The organism is Dehalobacter restrictus DSM 9455 (genome assembly GCF_000512895.1).
Taxonomy (GTDB): domain Bacteria; phylum Bacillota; class Desulfitobacteriia; order Desulfitobacteriales; family Syntrophobotulaceae; genus Dehalobacter; species Dehalobacter restrictus.
Window position 1 is genome coordinate 250,171 of record NZ_CP007033.1, and the last position, 17,998, is coordinate 268,168.

Consider the following 17,998-nt stretch of genomic DNA (forward strand, 5'->3'; position numbering starts at 1 on the left):
GTGCTGGAAGTCTCGATCGAGAAAACGCTGGGAAATTTTACGCTGCAATCTTCTTTTATCAGCGGCAAGGGAGTGCTGGGAATTCTCGGTTCATCCGGCTGCGGCAAAAGTCTGACCTTAAAATGCATCGCCGGGCTCTATTCCCCGGACAAAGGTGCGATCAAACTAAACGGGAAAGAACTATTTAATTCGGACAGCAAAGTGAATGTTTTGCCCCGGCGAAGAAATATTGGCTATGTGTTTCAGAATTACGCACTGTTTCCTCACCTGACTGTCTACAAAAACATTGCCTACGGTGTCCAGCACCTGGATAATGCAAAACGCCATGAAAAAGTCCTGGAAATGATCAGCAAAATGCAGCTGAACGGCCACGAAAAACAATTTCCTTCCCAACTGTCGGGAGGGCAGCAGCAGCGTGTGGCTTTAGCCAGAACCTTGATTACCGAACCCGAATTATTGCTCTTGGATGAGCCTTTTTCAGCGTTGGACAGTCATGTTAAGCAGATCCTGGAAAAGGAATTGCTCAGTATTATTAAGAAGAATTATCATGGCATTGTTTTGCTGGTTACGCATAACATTGAAGAAGCTTACCGGCTCTGTGACAGGATTTTGGTTTTCGATAAAGGAACATCGGTGCAAATCGGGGAAAAGGAAGAAATTATCCGTTATCCGGCGACTGTGTCGGCTGCCAGGATAACCGGCTGCAAGAATCTCTTTGAGGTAGAAGTTTTAGGTGAAGAAGAAGGATATATCCACATAAAGGCAGAGAGCTTTTGCTTGAAGGCAGTAAAAAGGAAAAGTGAGCTTCATACAAAAATGATGGCTGGAATCCGGGCACAAGATTTGAGAATATCTTCAGAAAATAAAGAAAATCCCAATACCTTTGAATGTCAAGTAACAGATGAAATTGAAGGAATATTTTCAACAACAGTAATCGTAAATTGTCTGGGAAAGAACTTGCAAGTAGAAGTTCCTGGGAGTGATCTGCTTTTAACACACTGCAAAGAACAAAAGCAAAAACTCTGGCTGTATATTCCTGAAGAAAAGATATTCTTAATGAATGTTGATCAATCGCACCATGGTATGACTATGCCAGTGGTAAATTAAACGATAATATTTTTTTTTGAGTCTATTAAATAATTCTTAGAAATCTTATTAAGCTTAGGGGGCTAACATATGATTATGGAAAAAGTGTTGGCGGCAGCCCAACCTTACCTATTGGGTAAGTCCGTGCGTGACTTGGTGATTGGTGTTTCGTTAATTGGCTGTCAGCTTGATAACGGAGACATCGGCGTATCATACGTCCTGCGTGATGACTTGCCAAACGGCTGCTCGGACTTCCCTTATGCCCAAGAGGTAATTGGTAAACCGGCTTCCGAAATTGCTCGCTGGATAATTTCCGGCAGCGAAGACTTACAACGGGCGATTGCGGCTTCTGTTCTGACAGCAGCCTCCTGCGGACAGAATATTCCCGACGATGACCCAAGCGGCATGCTTTTTGGTATTAGAGTGCATCCCGGAGATACTGTGGGCATGGTAGGCATGATTGGACATGTGGCTAGGCAAATATCAAAATCAGTCAAGGAATTGATTATATTTGACAAAGGAATATCCCTTCACGGGGGAGACAGTATGATCCATCCTATGGAGGAACAACCCAAGCTGTTGCCCGCTTGTGACGTTGTAGTCTTAAGCGGGACCACAACCATAAATAATAGTATCGATCCTTTGTTAGCAATGTGTGGCAAAGCCCGCGAGATCCTTATGGTCGGTCCATCCACCCCCATGTTCCCTGAAGGGTGGCGGGGCAGCGGTGTAACCCGTTTGGCTGGTTCATGGTGGGATAAAGGCCACAAGGAAGAAATATTCAAATCAATTTCATTGGCCTGCGGTGTAAGTTATCTCAAAAAATTTATGCAAAAAAAGGTTGTTGATGTAAAAAAATTTTAGGAGATCATAATATGCATTTTTCAGTATCTGGTGTCGATATCTTTCCTCTTATCCCTCCGCTAATAGCAATAATAGTCTCTTCCATTACCGCTTCTGCGGGAATTTCGGGAGCATTTTTATTGTTGCCTTTTCAGGTCAGTGTTCTGCATTTTAACAGTCCTGCGGTAAGCCCGACAAATTTAATTTATAACATCATTGCTATTCCTGGCGGTTTATACCGCTACATAAAAGAAAGACGAATGGCCTGGGCTCTAACAGGTATAGTATCTCTTGGTACTCTCCCTGGTGTTTTTGTTGGGGCCTGGATCAGAATAAAGTATCTTCCAAACCCCAAAGATTTTAAATTATTTGTAGGTATTGTTCTTTTATATCTAGGTTACCGCCTGTTATCGGACATCTTAGGCTGGAATAAGAAGACGAAAGAACGAAATGACATTTTGAATAAAAAGTTTGCCGAACAGGTGGTTCGCGTGAAAGAAGTCAATTCAAGTGTTCTAGCTTCAGGTCTCCCTTCAGATGCTGTGGTTAAGACAAAATGTTTTTCATTGTCCAAGGTCGAATATGAATTTTGGGGAGAAACCTATTCATTTCATACCGTTCCTGTTTTTATTCTAGCTTTAGGAGTAGGTTTGATCGGTGGTATATATGGTATTGGCGGAGGCTCAATTATCACACCAGTTTGCGTTTCTCTTTTTGCCTTACCAATTTATACCGTCGCAGGAGCTGCTTTGGCCAGTACATTTATTACTTCGATTGCGGGCGTAATTTACTATCATATTTTAGCACTGGCGGCAATTTCAAATTCTGCTATTGCTCCGGATTGGTTTCTGGGCTTGCTGTTCGGTATAGGCGGACTTGTTGGAACTTATCTGGGCGCTTATTTTCAAAAATTTCTTCCGGAAGCTCTCGTCAAGATAATTCTTTTAGTTCTGATTTCTATTCTTTCGATTACATATATTTTGGAATCTTTTCTATAACATCAAAAGACTATTAGCTTCAAAGAATTATTTCTGACTTAGAACGAATATCCTAACATCAACTAAACTTCTGATTCTTGGCCAAGCTTTTTCACAGGAAATAATTGATTAAAATAATAGTTGGCAGATTATATCTTTGTACTGCCGACTATTTTAATTTTATAAGGATGAAATTAAATGAAATCAATTCAGTAGGTTATTGACATATGTTCAAAAATATCTATAATTATAATCATAAAGGGCATATGTCAATAACCAAAAGAGGAGGGAATTCTTATGCCGGGAAGAGACGGAACAGGTCGCTTAGGTCGCGGAGCAATGAGCGGGAAAGGTTTAGGGTTATGTACCGGAGTGAATGCTGCCAGAAATGGTAACGGATCTGGTTTGGGCCGAAGAAGAGGCTATGGCAGAAATTTAGCGGATAATATGATGCTTTCTTCATCGAGAAAGGAATTGCTTTTAAGTCAAAAAGAACTCCTTGAAAAAAGACTCCATTGGATCAACAAACAAATAGAAAGTAAATAATAAACAAAGAATAGCAGGAGGACGCTCCTGTTACTTTCTTACAAAAAGAGGGAAAGCCAATTATGCCAAGACCAAGAAAAGGTAGAAAAGTATGCTGCTTGCCGGAAAGCAGTCTTTTTGGGCCGCTTAACGCTGTCATCAATCAGGCGGATTTAGTCTTAATGCTGGTTGATGAGTATGAAACAATACGGCTCATTGACTTACAGGGTTTTACGCAGGAAGAGTGCGCAGAACAAATGCATATTGCACGTACCACTGTTCAGCGTATTTATAACGATGCCCGGAAAAAGCTGGCGGAATCTCTGGTGAACGGAAAAGTGCTGCGGATAGAAGGCGGAGATTACGAGCTTTGTGAAGGATTGGAAAAAACCTGCCGTTGCGGGGGTTGCCGCAGGCACCGTTGGGCAGAATTTTCAGGGGCTGATAACAAAGAAAACTAAGTAGTCTGAAATTAAGCACAGGGAGGATTGATTATGAAGATTGCCATACCCGTAGACAACAATTCGATGGATTCAAGCGTTTGTATTTCTTTTGGACGGGCTCCATACCTTCTTATTTACGATACCGAAACAGAAGGAAGCAACTTTTTGGATAACAGTGCCGCTGCCAGCCAGGGCGGAGCGGGAATCAAAGCTGCCCAGAATATTGTAGACAGTGGAGCAGAGGCGATCATTACACCGCGTTGCGGAGAGAATGCGGCGGAAGTACTCAAAGCGGCGGAAATTAAACTCTATAAAAACACCAATAACTCAATCCGGGATAATATAGAATCTTTTAAGGAAGGAAAATTAAGTTTGCTGGACGATATTCACCCCGGTTTTCACCAGCATGGAGGGAAGTAATGAAAATCGCTGTCTTAAGCGGCAAAGGAGGTACGGGCAAAACCCTTGTCTCTGTCAACCTGGCTGCAGTGGCACTGGACTCCGTTTATATCGACTGTGATGTCGAAGAACCAAACGGCCATTTATTCTTTCAACCGAAGGACTTACAGAAGGAACGGGTCACGGTTAAGCTTCCCCAGGCTGACCCAGAGCTGTGCACCGGGTGCCGTACCTGTGTCAATTTCTGCAAGTTCAACGCCTTGGCTTATATTAAAAATAAGCTGATTGTCTTTAACGAGGTTTGTCATTCCTGCGGAGGATGCCTGCTTTTCTGCCCGCAAAAGGCGATTTCGGAAAAAGAAAGGGAAATAGGTCTGATCCAAAGCGGGATATCCGGCAATGTCCGGGTCGTGTCCGGAATGATGAATATAGGAGAAGTATCAGGGGTGCCGATTATTAAAAAGCTTTTGCAGGATAGCCGTAAGGAAAACAAAAATGTTTTTTTAGACTGTCCTCCAGGGAGCGCCTGTATGGTCATGGAGAGTATCAAAGATGCCGACTATTGTATTCTGGTAGCGGAGCCAACTGTTTTTGGCGTTCATAATTTAGAAATGGTGTATGAACTCGTAAGGATTTTTCAGAAACCATTCGGCGTTGTCCTCAACAAATGTTTGGAAGAAGAAAACCCTGCCGAAGATTTTTGTCTGCAAAACCAGATTACAATTCTGGAAAAAATCCCGTTTGATTTGGAATTGGGCACCATGCATTCCAATGGACAGATCGCCGTAAGAAAGCATCCAAAATACAAAGAACTGTTTCTAAACCTGTTGAAGACGGTAAGTAAGGAGGCTAGGCATGAAACAGCTTCTGATACTTAGCGGCAAAGGCGGTACCGGAAAAACAACCATCGCCGGTGCTTTTATCAAGCTTGCCGAGGCCAGGGCTTATGCCGATTGCGATGTGGACGCCCCTAATCTTCACCTGATCATGACTCATATTTCAAAGGCCAGGCAAACGGATTATTATGGTATGGAAAAAGCGGTTATTGATACAGAATTATGTGATAGTTGCAGCATATGCAGGCAAAACTGCCGCTTTGAGGCCATAAACGAAAGCAACGGTAAGTATGAGGTTGATTCCTATGCCTGTGAAGGCTGCGGCGTGTGTGATGCAGTTTGTCCGATAGGGGCGGTTTTCCTTCAACCGGCTGTAGCCGGAGAGTTGATGCTTTATAAAGATAATGGGGTTTTCTCTACCGCCAGGCTTAAAATGGGCAGCGGTACTTCCGGCAAGCTGGTGAGCGAGGTTAAAAAGCAGTTGAAGCAGGAAGCAGCGGATGCTGATCTGGTCATTATCGACGGTTCGCCGGGAATCGGTTGTCCGGTGATCGCTTCGCTTAACGGAGCGGACATGGTCCTGATCGTTGCCGAACCATCTCTGTCAGGGATTAGCGATATGAAGAGAATCATTGCAACAGCAGAAAAGTTTAGAATAAAAATCGGAGTTTGCATTAACAAGTATGATACCAACAAAGAGCTCGCCCAGAAAATAGAGGCATTTTGCCAGGAGCGGGATCTGTCTATCGTAGGCAAAATTCCTTTTGACACTGCAGCAATAAAAGCTATAAACAAGGGAGAAGTTATTGTAGATATTGATTGTCCCGCAGGATGGGCGGCAACCAATGTTTTTTATAAAACGTTAAAGCTAATGAATAGCTGAATGATCAGTTTCGAAGGTAAATCAGGATAACGATCAACCGAAATTAAATTGATAACTTAAGTATAAGGAGAGAACGTAAAATGAGCGAAAATTGCAATCAAAATTGTAATACTTGCAGCGATGAATGCGCCGACAGAAAAGAGCAAACAGACTTTACCGCCAAACCGCATGAACTGAGCAATATCAAAAAAGTGATTGGTATTGTCAGCGGCAAAGGTGGCGTCGGTAAATCGCTGGTAACTTCCATGCTGGCTGTAACCATGAATAGAAGGGGTTATAAGGCCGCCATACTTGATGCAGACATAACAGGCCCATCCATTCCTAAGGCCTTTGGCATTACGCAGAAACCTGATGCCAGCGAACTTGGCCTGTTTCCCCCCAAGAGCAAAACTGGCATCCAGCTTATATCGATCAATCTGCTGCTGGAAAATGAGACAGATCCGGTTATTTGGCGGGGTCCGATACTTTCCGGCGTAATTAAACAGTTCTGGTCGGAAGTGATTTGGGGGGATGTGGATTTCATGTTTATCGATATGCCCCCTGGTACGGGCGATGTGCCGCTGACGGTATTCCAATCTATCAAGCTGGATGGCATTATTATCGTGGCTTCGCCTCAGGAGTTGGTTTCCATGATTGTTTCCAAAGCGGTTAAAATGGCCAAATCAATGAATATTCCTATTTTGGGGCTGGTAGAAAACATGTCTTATTTTAAGTGTCCGGAATGTGACAAAGTATATAAAATATTTGGGGAAAGCACCATTGAGAAAATTGCTGAACAGCATCAATTAAAAGTTCTTGTCAAGCTTCCTATTGATCCGAAGATAGCGGCAGCCTGCGATAAAGGGATGATCGAGTTTTATGACGGGAATTGGCTTGACGGAGCAGCGGACATTCTGGAAAACTTAGAGGAGAATAAAGACAATACGATTTTGGAGGATAAAAAAAGGAGAAATACCAATATGAAAATTGCCGTAGCGATTGAAGGAAAAGAGGTTGCCAAACATTTTGGACACTGTGAGGGTTTCGTGATTTTTGAGACGGAAAATCAACAGATTATGAATAGTGAAACTATACCGAACCCCGGACACCGTCCTGGATTTTTGCCGAACTTTTTAAACGATATGGGAGTTAAGGTGATTATTTCAGGCGGCATAGGAGGCGGAGCAATTGAAATATTCAATGAAAAAGCTATTGAGGTCATAACCGGTGCCTCAGGAGATGCACAAGCTGCCGTAGAGCAGTATTTGCAGGGAAATCTGAAATCGACTGAGTCTGTTTGTCATGAACACCAGCACCATGACGAGTGCGACGGACATTAATTTTGTTTTTAATTGCTCACCTGGTCCGAATATCGGTCAGGAAATTTAACGATAACAGCGATATTAACATATGACTCATGCAACTTTTAAACCTAAAAACAAATTGATATTATTTATTGGAGCCTGCCTGTTTGGCGGGCTCTTAAAGCAGTACTTACGTTAATTTAGAGTGCAAATAGATGCATTAATAACATTTGGAGTAATTTCGGTATAGCCGGATTGAAAAAAGCCCTTTCATTCAGGCCTAATTCCACCCTGAATGAAGATATATTTTCTACCTACAATTCATAATGTAAAGGGTGGTTAAGCATGTTTACAATTATTCTTTATGTTCTGGCGGCAGTACTTCTCCTGCTTTCGTTTCTCAAAGATAAAAAAAAGACCAAGATGGCCCTGATGAAAGCCTGGAAGTCCTTCGAAAACATACTGCCGCAGTTTTTATCAATTCTTATTATTATTGGCATCATGCTGGCGGTACTTAGTCCTAATACGATCTCCAGACTAATCGGTCAACAATCCGGTTGGATTGGAATGGTTATTGCAGCTATTGTTGGTTCTGTTACATTAATACCGGGTTTTGTTGCATTTCCCTTAGCTGCGGCACTTCTAAAAAGCGGTGCAGGCTTTATGCAAATTGCCGTATTCATTTCTGCATTGATGATGGTAGGGATTGTGACGTTACCTCTGGAAATAAAATATTTTGGAAAAAAAGCTGCGATATTAAGAAATTCTTTAGCGTTTATGTTTTCCTTCGTGATAGCAATCGTGATAGGGGTGGTGCTAGGGTGAAGAAACTATTGAACCGTTATAAATTTTTTATTATCCTGGCAGTCATAAACTTAGGCCTTGTTATTATTTACCCTTCAATAGGAAAAACTTCTTTAAGCATGACTTGGAGCAACACTCTTGAGATGCTTTCTGTTATACCTCCGATTTTTATTCTTCTTGGACTTCTGGATGTTTGGGTCCAAAGAGAAACAATGATCAAACTTATGGGAGAAAAATCTGGGATGATCGGTGTAACCTTAGCTTTTTTTCTGGGTTCGGCGGCAGCGGGTCCTTTATATGCAGCGTTTCCTATTGCTGGGGTTCTTCTGAAAAAGGGAAGCAAACTTTCCAACGTGCTTATCTTTATAGGGGCATGGTCAACAACCAAAATACCTATGCTGCTTTTTGAGACATCAGCGATGGGTTGGAAATTTATGCTGACAAGGTTTATTATCGATATTCCGGGAATTGCTTTAATTGCTTATATTACACAAAAAGCTTTAAGTGAAAAAGAAATTAAACATATATTTGAAATGGCTAAAAGTCAAATATAGAAATTTACATGGAGGAAGAGTCATGGGAAAAGTATTGTCAATTCATATCAGTCCGGAAAGAGGTACGGTTAAGTCGGATGTACAGGAAGCATTGATCGTAAAAGGATGGGGGCTAGAGGGTGATGCCCACAGGCTGTGTAAAAACGTAGAGAATAATGGATAAATATGGTATAATTAAGTAAGGAAACCGAATCATAAGGGGAATAATTATGCCATATAAAAACGGAATAAACCGCGAACAAATTACACTATTTCCGGAAAGCATAGATGATTATATAACAGAGGACAATGAGGTTCAGTTTATTGATGCATTTGTAGATAATATAGAAACAGAATTTAAGTATTCCAAAACAAGTGAAACGGGGCGCCCTCCATATAACCCAAAGGATCTGCTCAAACTATACCTGTATGGGTACATCAATGCCATAAGATCGAGTAGAAAGCTTGAAAAGGAATGTCATAGAAATCTAGAGGTAATGTGGCTTCTAAAGAGTCTAAGGCCGGATCACAAAACGATAGCAAACTTCAGGAAAGACAACAAAGAAGAAATTCCAAAAGTATTTAAAGAATTCACGCTGCTCTGTAAGAAACTATCAATGTTTGGGGGAGAAATAGTATCGGTAGATGGAAGTAAATTTAAAGCAGTAAACTCAAAAAAACAAAACGTTGTAAAAGAAAAAGCTGTTGCAAGGATAAAAGAAATTGAGAAGCAGATAAACGAATACCTGAAGGAAATTGAAGAAAATGATAAGAATGAAGAAGACACAAAAACGATAACGAAAGAAGAGCTGCAAGAGAGAATTGAGACAATTAAAAAACGCAAAGAAAAATATGAAACCCTAAAGGCTAAGATGGAAGAAACGGGAGAAACCCAAATATCAAGCACAGATCCAAACAGTAGACTAATGATGAACAACCGTAAAATGGAAGTCTGCTACAATATACAAACGATAGTAGATGAGAGAAACAAACTGATATTAGACTATAAAGTAACAAATGAAGTAAGCGACATAAATCAACTGTCTATCATGGCATTAAAAGCGCAGGACATACTGCAAACTGAAAACATAGATGTTTTAGCAGACAAAGGATATTACAAGTCAACTGAAATCAAAGCCTGTATAGATAATGGAATGGTTCCCTACGTATCCAAGCCAGAAGTAAGTGGCGGAAAAGGCTATAAGCTCGAGAAATTTGAGTACATAAAAGAAAAAGACATATACATATGTCCAGGGAAGCAAGAACTAACATACAGAAAACAAACAAATAAAAACGGTAAGATAATAAGGAGCTATTACACAAAAGGTTGTAAATATTGCAAAATCAGAAGTCAGTGCACAGAAAATAAGACCGGAAGAGAAATTCAGAGATGGGAACATGAAGAAATATTAGAAGAAATGCAAAAACGATTAAAGGAAAATGCAGAAAAGTATTTCTTGAGAAGATGTTTATCTGAACATCCATTTGGAACAATAAAACGGACAATGAATGCAGCATATTTGCTGATGAAAGGCTTTGAAAAAGTAGAAGTTGAAATCAGTTTGATAATGCTGTCTTATAATATTAAAAGAGTAATAAACATACTGGGAGTAAAGAAATTGATTGAAGTACTGGGGTAAAAGACCTTTGTATTTTTATATTTGTAGTACAACAAGAGCAATTATTGGTAAATCAATTTTATAACTGTAAATTAAGGATGAGTTTTTACACGGTCTGCCCATGGCGGTGATTGGGACCGGCAAGTCAGTATTTTCCCTGGAAGCTTTGACCAAGGTGTCGGAGGAGAAGCAAAAAGAAGTCTTAGAGGATGGATATACGGAAAATGTTACAATTGCGGATGTTCCTTTAGAGAAACTGCTCGTTGGACGGATCGTTCGCCTTGGCGAGGCGGAAGTGAAAATCTTGTATGTTGGGAAGGAACAATACAAAGAGCATGGAAGGCCATATATAGTTAGTCGGGAAGGGCGTTTTGGCCGTGTTGTAAAAGAAGGGCGTATCCGGGTTGGGGATTCAGTAGAATTGCTTTGATACAAATTTAAATAAATCTACCGTATTTTTTAAGGATTAAAAAATGTTATCACGCCAAAGATAGTCAAAACTATTAGAGCAAACAGATTGGTAAGAGGTTGGGATTGTATTTGAGGGGCAATATTCAATAAGGGCATAAACAACCCCATAGAAGCAAACCCAACTGCGTTCGCTACGATGACACCTTTTAAACGGCAAAATTCTTGCCGGTCACTTTCATGACGATAACTACTAATATTACTGTGCCAATGCCCAAGGCCATTGTTCCGAATAATGACTTAAAGAAAAAGGGTCAGTCAGTGGCAGTCTGTAAAACGGATATTACCAAACGCAAGCAGACCGATTTAATGGTTGAACGTTGTATTAAGCTATTCGGCAATGTAAATATTTTAATAATGTCGGGATAGCCCAGCAAAAGCTTTTTTCGGATATTACTGAAAAAGAATATTTTTACCACGAAGGTTGAAGACACCGTAGGAGCGGTTATCAAAGTTTAACAAAATATAGACAGCCGGTGCGCCAACAAAAACGACTCCTGCCCAGCGATGAATAATTGAAGCATTATGAAGATATTAGTTTGTGATTGTTCGTTGTTTAATGCCATTCATGCCAAAAATGCAGTAGACGAAACCGGCAAAACCAGTTCAGTAATGATTGATAAGAAAAACCCCGGATTCTATCAGACCGTTACAGCGGTAAAAAATGGCGAAGTCTATACCCAAATGGCTAAAGACTATGGCGGCTTTAAGAAAGTAGTGTTAAAGTAGAGGGTCAATATGCTGCAAGCAGGTCTTCTGGCTCAAGGTTCATTGCTTTTGAGCTAGTGATACGAATAAATTTTAAGGATTTTAAGGACTTCGGTGAGCGGTCAAAGTAAATGCAACCTTTGACAGAGTAAATATAGTGGGGTTTCATTGAGTCTGTCAAAATACTGGGAATAACAGGTATAGTACCTGTTAAAAATAGCCGATTCAGATTATATGGAGTGAAAATCTGCCAGCCGAGTTCTAAAAAAGAGTATACTAATAAAAGGGGTACCCGGAAATCGTTTTTCGGACAGAGTAACCGCGTCCCCTTGATCAGGATCGGTATGGATGTGTTCTGCGGGTTAAATGATACTGAAATTATTTTTTCAAAAGCGACGGCTTCAGCAGGATTTTATTAGCAGGAATCCTGCTGATTCCCAGGTTTTTAAGGACATCATCGTACCCGTAGATGAAACTAAACACATCCAACGGCGATTTGTCGCCCAGTTTCTCCCTGGAATAGGAGTTGATATGCGACATCATAAGGTCAATATCCCCTTGGCACAGGGCGTCAAACGATGTGCCTTTGGGCAATATTTTCCTAATGAACTCGTGGTTCAACTCCACGTTGGGCTTCTGGTATGATGCGAATGGGTCGCAGTAGTACAGCCGCGTCCTGCGGCGGCCCTGTGCATCATACTCCAAAGCTTTCGGGTTTGAAAACTCTGAACCGTTGTCAGTGAGGCAAACGGAAAGAAGGCGGCTGAACACCTCTCTGCTAAGAGTTTCGTCTAGGCAGTTGAAGACGTCGATAACGGACTGGGAGGTATTGCGTTCCCTGATGAAGGCCAGCATCAAGTCACAGGACTTGAACATCATCGTGAGCAGGACCTTTCCACCGACACGCCCGATAACTGAATCTATCTCAACGACCGGAGCGTCTGATGCTTCCGTAAAGGCCAGGAAGTCGGCGTAGGTGCGGCCAAGCCTGCAGGTGCTGTCGATTTTATGCTCCACCGTTTTGGTTTTTCTGGGCTTAAGGCGGCAGACCCGGGGCATGTCAATGTTTCTCGCCTTAAAGAGTCCGCCGGAAACATAGCGGTAGATGGATTTCTCACTGACGATAAGCCTGTCGGCATTGTGGACTGCGATGTGATGAACAGATTGCCCACGCTGGATGAGGGGACTGATCCATTCGTCAAGGTAGAGCAGTTCATCCTCGGTAATATTTGCACCGGAGCGGGATTCCACCAGCATCTCTCGGTATGCCTCATGAGCATTTCTGTGGAGGTAATACTTTTTCCGTAGGACACACTGGTAAGCTTCAAGACAACCGTTGCAGACATACGGTGGATCATAAAGCCTGTGGCAGCGTCGCTCCTCGAATTCCTCGCATACGGCATTGCAGTAATTACAGCGGGAACACTTTCTTGTGCAATTAGGCTTGTCGGAGCAGATCTGCATTTTTTGGCAGACATTGAGATTGGCGCAGCGGTTATGGATACGGTATGGCGCATATTTATTGCTTTCAATGGCGCGGGCGCGAATTTCACGGGAAATGGTGGATGCGCTTTTTTCAAGGGTGACGGCAATCCGCTTAAGAGATACGCCCTCTCGCAGTAGCTGCTCAATTTGTAGACGCTCCGAATCAGTGAGATGCTTGTTTTTTGCCATGGTAAATTCTCCTTTGACTCAAAGATTCCCGCAGAACACATCCTAAAGTTCTTGTCGGAATATTGCCAGACTAAATGCAATCACTCCCCCATGGGGGAGTGAAGAAAAAGGAGACTTTCGATTGTAAGACTTAATGCCACTATCCTGTTTGAAGATTTAAATGCAATCACCCAGTAATGTATAGGTTGCATTTACAAAGTCAATTGAGGTTTTAAGGACTTCAAACAATAAGTCCAAATTTGTTCGTGACATAAGCTCTTTTATAAGATATAATAATAGAAAAATTGAATATGTGGTAATGAGCGATTCTTGCCCGAGGGCAAGAACTGAAAAGGGAAGTCAGTGAATGCTGACGCGGTACCCGCCACTGTACGAGGGAGTCGATCCACAAAAATGTCACTGGGATTTGCCTGGGAAGACGTGAGTCGATGATGATCTTGAGCCAGGAAACCTGCTCTTGCCAGCCGCTACGGCAACCTACGGGATGTTAGGGAGGTGAATACTCTGTGTTTTCTGGATTCTTACCGTTTTTTGATACAGGTTAGACTCTTTACCCTTTCATGGTAAAGAGTTTTTTTGTTTTTCGGATTTTGTTATTAGCTATGGAGGTTAAAATGATCATCCTTCTGGGAGAAACGCCTGCAGCTCGTGAGATTAGTGAACATCTCCAAAACAGGGGGATCAACTTCATCAAGAAGTCGGCTTGGATTGGCAAAGACAACCTGACGCTGCCTTCTGTTATTGTCGATATCAGCCATCCTTCCAGTGATAAGTTTGTTTCGCTAAGTCAATTTTGCAAACAATCCGGAGTCCCTTATCTTAGGCTAGAAAGGCCTGAAACCAATATTCCGGATAGTCCCTTAATTTCTCAGGCATGTAATTGGGAGGAAGCGCTGCTTTGTCTGAATGAGCGCATTAGCACATTATACCAGAAGAAAGAACGGCAGGTAAAAGTTTTTATCACTACCGGCAGTCATCAACTGGAAAGTATTGTGCATAGCCCCTTTGCCGGTATGGCCCGTTTCATTGTCCGCGTTCTTCCCGAAGGCTGTCTGGTGCAGAAATGTCAGGATTTAGGCATTCATCCCCGGGACATCCTGGCCATGCAAGGTCCTTTTTCCAAAGATATTAATAAAGCACTGTTTAAGTTTTACGGAGCGGACATCGTTTTGACAAAGGATAGCGGGCTTGCCGGCGGAACGGATACAAAAATATCGTCAGCTTTAGAATTGGGGTTAGAAATTCTGCTGATACGGAAAAATAAAGCTGGCTATGGTTTAATCATGAATAATATTGACGAATTAATAACATGGATTGATGAGAATATTTTAAAATAATTCATTAAAAATTTTGGATAAAAAGAAAGGTGACGCTAATGAATAGTAAAAGAATAATGATGATCGCAAGCATTACGTTGATGCTGATCTTATTGCCTCAAAACGTTTTCGCCATGCATATTATGGAAGGTTTTTTGCCCCCGGTTTGGTGTATTTCCTGGGGTGTCCTGACAATCCCGTTTTTAGCTTATGGTTTGTATTCCCTGCGTAAGTTGACGACAGAATCTTCAAAAGTGAAGTTACTGCTGGCGATGGCCGGTGCGTTTGTCTTTGTCTTATCCTCTCTGAAAATACCCTCCGTTACCGGAAGCTGTTCACATCCCACCGGAACAGGGTTAGGCGCAATTTTATTCGGTCCGGCGATCATGAGTATCCTTGGCATCATTGTTTTATTATTCCAGGCTATTTTGCTGGCCCATGGAGGGCTTACGACTCTGGGAGCGAATACATTTTCCATGGCGGTTGTTGGTCCGTTTGTAGCCTTTGCTGTTTATCTTATTGTGCTCAAAGCAAAAGGACCCCGGTCACTGGCAATCTTCTTAGCGGCAACACTTGGGGATTTAGCTACCTATATTACAACATCAATTCAGCTGGCACTTGCTTTTCCTGACCCAACGGGAGGGATTACAGTTTCTGCAGCTAAATTTTTGGGTATTTTTGCTGTTACCCAAATCCCCTTGGCAATCAGTGAAGGAATACTGACTGTGATTATCTTCAATGCAATTATGAATTACCTTAAAGGCGATGAACTTCAATCCTTAAAAATATTTTCCAAGGGGGCCGCACGATGAATAATACTTATGATAAACAGGGCAATAAAAAAAGAATTACTACCAATCTTATCTTGATTGTTATTGTTATCCTGCTGGCTGTCATTCCGCTTATTATCGCTAAAGATGCGGAATTCGGCGGAGCGGATGGCCAAGCCGAAACTGCGATTACCGAGATTAACCCTGAATACAACCCCTGGTTTTCTTCAATTTTTGAGCCTCCCAGCGGTGAAATTGAAAGCTTGTTGTTTGCTCTGCAAGCAGCGTTAGGTTCCGGCATTCTCTTTTATGGACTGGGTTACCTGAAAGGGCGCAGTAAAAAAGAAGAGAACAGAAATAAAGCTTAGTGGCAACATCGTAAAGTATGAGTATTCTGCGTAAGAATATAAGCAAAATTCGTATGAAATAAGGAAAAAAGCATGATAAATATTGACAATTACGCCTATGCTTCAAAACTGAAACGTAAAAATCCGATGGAAAAAGTTGCCTTTGCTTTGTTGACCCTGGGTGTCTGTCTTTGGGGGAATTCCATCCTGCTCTCGCTTGTAGTTTTACTGATCATGACGTGGTTGTCCGTCAGGAAGGGTGGGATCCCGCTCCGCTTTTTTCTTAAACTGATGCTCCTGCCGATGTCATTCTTAATCTTGGGAGTGCTTATGATAGCCTTTCAAATCTCAAATGATCCCCAGCAGTTTGTTATGTCTGTGCCGGTGTTCGGTACATTTTTAGGATTTTCTAAAATCGGTATAGAGACAGCCGCACAGCTATTCTTCAGGGCCTTAGGAGCGGTATCCTGCTTATATTATTTGTCCCTGAATACGCCGATGGTTGACCTCCTATCTGTACTGCGGAAGCTGAAATGTCCTAAAATTCTGGTGGAATTGATGAGTTTAATTTATCGGTTTATTTTTGTATTGATGGAAACAGCGGAGACAATGTATACGGCTCAAAATTCCCGCTTAGGTTATTCCAGCCTGAAAGCGGGGTATCATTCGTTGGGGGCTCTGGCATCAACTCTTTTTATCCGGGCCTACAAACGCTCGGATGAGATTTTTACGGCGATGGAAGCCAGGGGATATGACGGGGATATTGAAGTATTGGAAGAACTGGCTCCTTTCTCTTGGCAGGGTTTCTTACCAGCAGTATTGATAAATATGATTTTGATCGGTTCCGTATTGTTGGGAAGGCAGTATATAGGGGGATTGCTTTGATGAATTCGGAATGTCCATTTGAGGCTTCCGCGCATCGGACACTTGATGAAAATACTGAAATAAAAAGTCATTACATGTTCTAACTAACTGAATACTGACAAAGCTCAGGTACCAAAGTCCGAGGATTTTGGTTGAAAAGGGAAGCAGGTGCAAATCCTGCACGGTCCCGCCGCTGTAATGGGGAAATGTTTCATGAATGCCACTGGTTTATTCCGGGAAGGCGTGAAACATTGATGATCCGGAGTCAGAAGACCTGCCTGAGTAGTTTACTTCAACTCTGCGAAAGACAGAGGAGGTGCTGTATGTTAAACATCATATATTTTACTAAATATATTGTTGACACCTCTTGACGTGAAGTTGAGAGGTGTTTTTGTTAAAGGATAAAGATGGAGGAATTTTCATGATTAAGTATCAAAAGAATTTTTTTATTGTCGTCATACTGATTATGATTTGTTCGCTGATAGTGGCAGGCTGTTCCGCCGGAAGCCAGGAAAGCAATAAGCCCTTAACCGGCAAAGAGGTCAGTTTAAGTTATACAAACGCATTTAAGATTGCTGATTATGGCAACAATATCAAGCTGTTGACGGATGCGGAAAACAATCAGTTCCTGCTGGTGCCGGAAGGAGTGAAGACACCTAAAATACCGGAGGCCGCAGGGGCGACGGTTATCAATACACCGCTGAAAAAGGTAGTTTACTGTTCGACCACACAGGTAGGCTTGCTTCAGGCAATATTCTCAGACAAGGACTGGGACAGTATTGCCGCCGTCACTACAGATACAGCAGAATGGTATGTTGATGAAGTGAAAACGCGCATGGAGAATGGAACGATTCAATATGTCGGCACAGGGGGCATGGCAGATCCGGATTTTGAAAAGATCCAAGCACTGAACCCCGATATGGTCTTTGTCTATACCGGAGATTACGGACTGCAGAAAACGCTCGCCAAAATGAAGGAACTTCATATCCCCTGCGTGGTCGTCAATGATTATACGGAACCTACGGATATGGGACGTCTGGAATGGCTGAAATTTTTAGGCGCGTTCTACAACAAGGACCAGAAAGCCGCCGGCTTTATTGAAGAGAAAGCGGCGATGCTGCAGGAAATCACAGCTGCCGTTAAAGATAAGCCGAGTCCAAAAGTTGTCTATGGCATGGTCTACGATGGCAAGGTGTATATTACCGACGGCGGATCCTATGTGGCAAAACAAATAAAGGAAGCCGGGGGAGATTATGTATTTGCGAATGTTAACCCGGATAAAACCGGCAGTTCCCAAATTTCCATGGAAGAATTCTATGAGAAAGGCAAGGATGCGGACGTATTTATTTATTCCTCAATGGTTGCCTATATGCCCTCCGTCGAGAGCCTGCTAAAGGCCGAACCGTTATTAAAAGATTTTAAAGCTGTCAAGAACGGAAAAGTGTATTGCTTCGCTCCTTGGTACTACATGTCGATTAACAAAACGATTGAAGGCGTGAAAGATATGGCCTCGCTCTTCCATGAAGGACTTTACCCGGAATGGAAACTTGTCATGTTCCAACAGCTGCCGGGAAAATAGAACATGGAACAAAAGCGTGTCAAACCAACCTTGTTTTGACT

The 17,998-nt window shown here is 42.1% G+C and carries 22 protein-coding genes and 2 riboswitches; of the genes, 21 read left to right on the forward strand and 1 reads right to left on the reverse strand.

Going from position 1 to position 17,998, the window contains the following annotated elements; genetic code table 11:
- The 16 genes from DEHRE_RS01255 to DEHRE_RS14585 all read left to right on the forward strand — a co-directional run bounded on the left by DEHRE_RS01255 (nt 1) and on the right by DEHRE_RS14585 (nt 11,428).
- Nucleotides 1–1,107 (forward strand): sulfate/molybdate ABC transporter ATP-binding protein, encoded by a 1,107-nt coding sequence (locus DEHRE_RS01255; protein ID WP_019226710.1) that lies wholly within the window; start codon nt 1–3, stop codon nt 1,105–1,107.
- 69 nt (nt 1,108–1,176) lie between these two features.
- Complete coding sequence (locus DEHRE_RS01260) at nt 1,177–1,950, forward strand: DUF364 domain-containing protein (protein ID WP_019226711.1); 774 nt, start codon at nt 1,177–1,179, stop codon at nt 1,948–1,950.
- An 11-nt stretch (nt 1,951–1,961) separates the two neighbouring features.
- Nucleotides 1,962–2,927 carry a sulfite exporter TauE/SafE family protein gene (locus DEHRE_RS01265; protein ID WP_019226712.1) on the forward strand — a complete coding sequence of 322 codons (966 nt, stop codon included), beginning with the start codon at nt 1,962–1,964 and terminating at the stop codon, nt 2,925–2,927.
- Nucleotides 2,928–3,203: 276 nt separating this feature from the next.
- Nucleotides 3,204–3,452 carry a DUF5320 domain-containing protein gene (locus DEHRE_RS01270; RefSeq protein ID WP_019226713.1) on the forward strand — a complete coding sequence of 83 codons (249 nt, stop codon included), beginning with the start codon at nt 3,204–3,206 and terminating at the stop codon, nt 3,450–3,452.
- 62 nt (nt 3,453–3,514) lie between these two features.
- Entirely contained in the window at nt 3,515–3,892 is a 378-nt protein-coding gene (locus DEHRE_RS01275; protein ID WP_019226714.1) for a DUF134 domain-containing protein, read from the forward strand.
- 33 nt (nt 3,893–3,925) lie between these two features.
- On the forward strand, nt 3,926–4,294 hold the full coding sequence (locus DEHRE_RS01280) for a NifB/NifX family molybdenum-iron cluster-binding protein (protein WP_019226715.1): 369 nt from the start codon (nt 3,926–3,928) through the stop codon (nt 4,292–4,294).
- Nucleotides 4,294–5,151, forward strand: coding sequence for an ATP-binding protein (locus DEHRE_RS01285; RefSeq protein WP_019226716.1), 858 nt, complete (start codon nt 4,294–4,296; stop codon nt 5,149–5,151). Before DEHRE_RS01280 ends, DEHRE_RS01285 begins: the two co-directional genes overlap by 1 nt.
- Nucleotides 5,129–5,992: an ATP-binding protein gene (locus DEHRE_RS01290; RefSeq protein ID WP_019226717.1), complete on the forward strand. Its 864-nt coding sequence runs from the start codon at nt 5,129–5,131 to the stop codon at nt 5,990–5,992. Before DEHRE_RS01285 ends, DEHRE_RS01290 begins: the two co-directional genes overlap by 23 nt.
- 80 nt (nt 5,993–6,072) lie before the next feature.
- A complete protein-coding gene (locus tag DEHRE_RS01295) occupies nt 6,073–7,311 on the forward strand; it encodes an iron-sulfur cluster carrier protein MrpORP (protein WP_019226718.1) in 1,239 nt (412 codons plus the stop codon).
- A 309-nt stretch (nt 7,312–7,620) separates the two neighbouring features.
- Nucleotides 7,621–8,100, forward strand: coding sequence for a permease (locus DEHRE_RS01300; protein WP_019226719.1), 480 nt, complete (start codon nt 7,621–7,623; stop codon nt 8,098–8,100).
- A complete protein-coding gene (locus tag DEHRE_RS01305; RefSeq protein WP_019226720.1) occupies nt 8,097–8,633 on the forward strand; it encodes a permease in 537 nt (178 codons plus the stop codon). Before DEHRE_RS01300 ends, DEHRE_RS01305 begins: the two co-directional genes overlap by 4 nt.
- A gap of 22 nt (nt 8,634–8,655) precedes the next feature.
- Entirely contained in the window at nt 8,656–8,796 is a 141-nt protein-coding gene (locus DEHRE_RS14720; RefSeq protein WP_158208134.1) for a hypothetical protein, read from the forward strand.
- Nucleotides 8,797–8,842: 46 nt separating this feature from the next.
- Nucleotides 8,843–10,252, forward strand: a complete 1,410-nt coding sequence (locus tag DEHRE_RS01310; protein WP_019226930.1) for an IS1182 family transposase — start codon at nt 8,843–8,845, stop codon at nt 10,250–10,252.
- A gap of 100 nt (nt 10,253–10,352) precedes the next feature.
- Entirely contained in the window at nt 10,353–10,661 is a 309-nt protein-coding gene (locus tag DEHRE_RS01315) for an MOSC domain-containing protein (RefSeq protein ID WP_176714375.1), read from the forward strand.
- A 218-nt stretch (nt 10,662–10,879) separates the two neighbouring features.
- On the forward strand, nt 10,880–11,068 hold the full coding sequence (locus DEHRE_RS14580; protein WP_034362522.1) for a hypothetical protein: 189 nt from the start codon (nt 10,880–10,882) through the stop codon (nt 11,066–11,068).
- Between the two features lie 156 nt (nt 11,069–11,224).
- A complete protein-coding gene (locus DEHRE_RS14585) occupies nt 11,225–11,428 on the forward strand; it encodes a hypothetical protein (RefSeq protein WP_141690619.1) in 204 nt (67 codons plus the stop codon).
- Between the two features lie 357 nt (nt 11,429–11,785).
- On the opposite strand, the gene DEHRE_RS01320 is transcribed toward DEHRE_RS14585, so the two are convergent.
- On the reverse strand, nt 11,786–13,081 hold the full coding sequence (locus tag DEHRE_RS01320; RefSeq protein ID WP_025205019.1) for a helix-turn-helix domain-containing protein: 1,296 nt from the start codon (nt 13,079–13,081) through the stop codon (nt 11,786–11,788).
- A 283-nt stretch (nt 13,082–13,364) separates the two neighbouring features.
- Nucleotides 13,365–13,554: riboswitch (cobalamin riboswitch) on the forward strand.
- 141 nt (nt 13,555–13,695) lie between these two features.
- Here DEHRE_RS01320 and DEHRE_RS01325 point away from each other — a divergent pair.
- The 5 genes from DEHRE_RS01325 (at nt 13,696) to DEHRE_RS01345 (ending at nt 17,957) form a co-directional block, all read left to right on the forward strand.
- Nucleotides 13,696–14,418: a precorrin-6A/cobalt-precorrin-6A reductase gene (locus DEHRE_RS01325; RefSeq protein ID WP_019226633.1), complete on the forward strand. Its 723-nt coding sequence runs from the start codon at nt 13,696–13,698 to the stop codon at nt 14,416–14,418.
- Between the two features lie 38 nt (nt 14,419–14,456).
- Nucleotides 14,457–15,209 (forward strand): energy-coupling factor ABC transporter permease, encoded by a 753-nt coding sequence (locus DEHRE_RS01330; RefSeq protein ID WP_019226632.1) that lies wholly within the window; start codon nt 14,457–14,459, stop codon nt 15,207–15,209.
- Nucleotides 15,206–15,535, forward strand: coding sequence for an energy-coupling factor ABC transporter substrate-binding protein (locus DEHRE_RS01335; protein ID WP_019226631.1), 330 nt, complete (start codon nt 15,206–15,208; stop codon nt 15,533–15,535). The genes DEHRE_RS01330 and DEHRE_RS01335 overlap by 4 nt, the downstream gene beginning before the upstream one ends.
- 72 nt (nt 15,536–15,607) lie before the next feature.
- Nucleotides 15,608–16,399, forward strand: a complete 792-nt coding sequence (gene cbiQ / locus DEHRE_RS01340; protein WP_019226630.1) for a cobalt ECF transporter T component CbiQ — start codon at nt 15,608–15,610, stop codon at nt 16,397–16,399.
- An 89-nt stretch (nt 16,400–16,488) separates the two neighbouring features.
- A riboswitch (cobalamin riboswitch) is annotated at nt 16,489–16,674 on the forward strand.
- Nucleotides 16,675–16,799: 125 nt separating this feature from the next.
- Nucleotides 16,800–17,957 carry an ABC transporter substrate-binding protein gene (locus tag DEHRE_RS01345; RefSeq protein WP_025205023.1) on the forward strand — a complete coding sequence of 386 codons (1,158 nt, stop codon included), beginning with the start codon at nt 16,800–16,802 and terminating at the stop codon, nt 17,955–17,957.
- Nucleotides 17,958–17,998 lie beyond the last annotated feature (41 nt).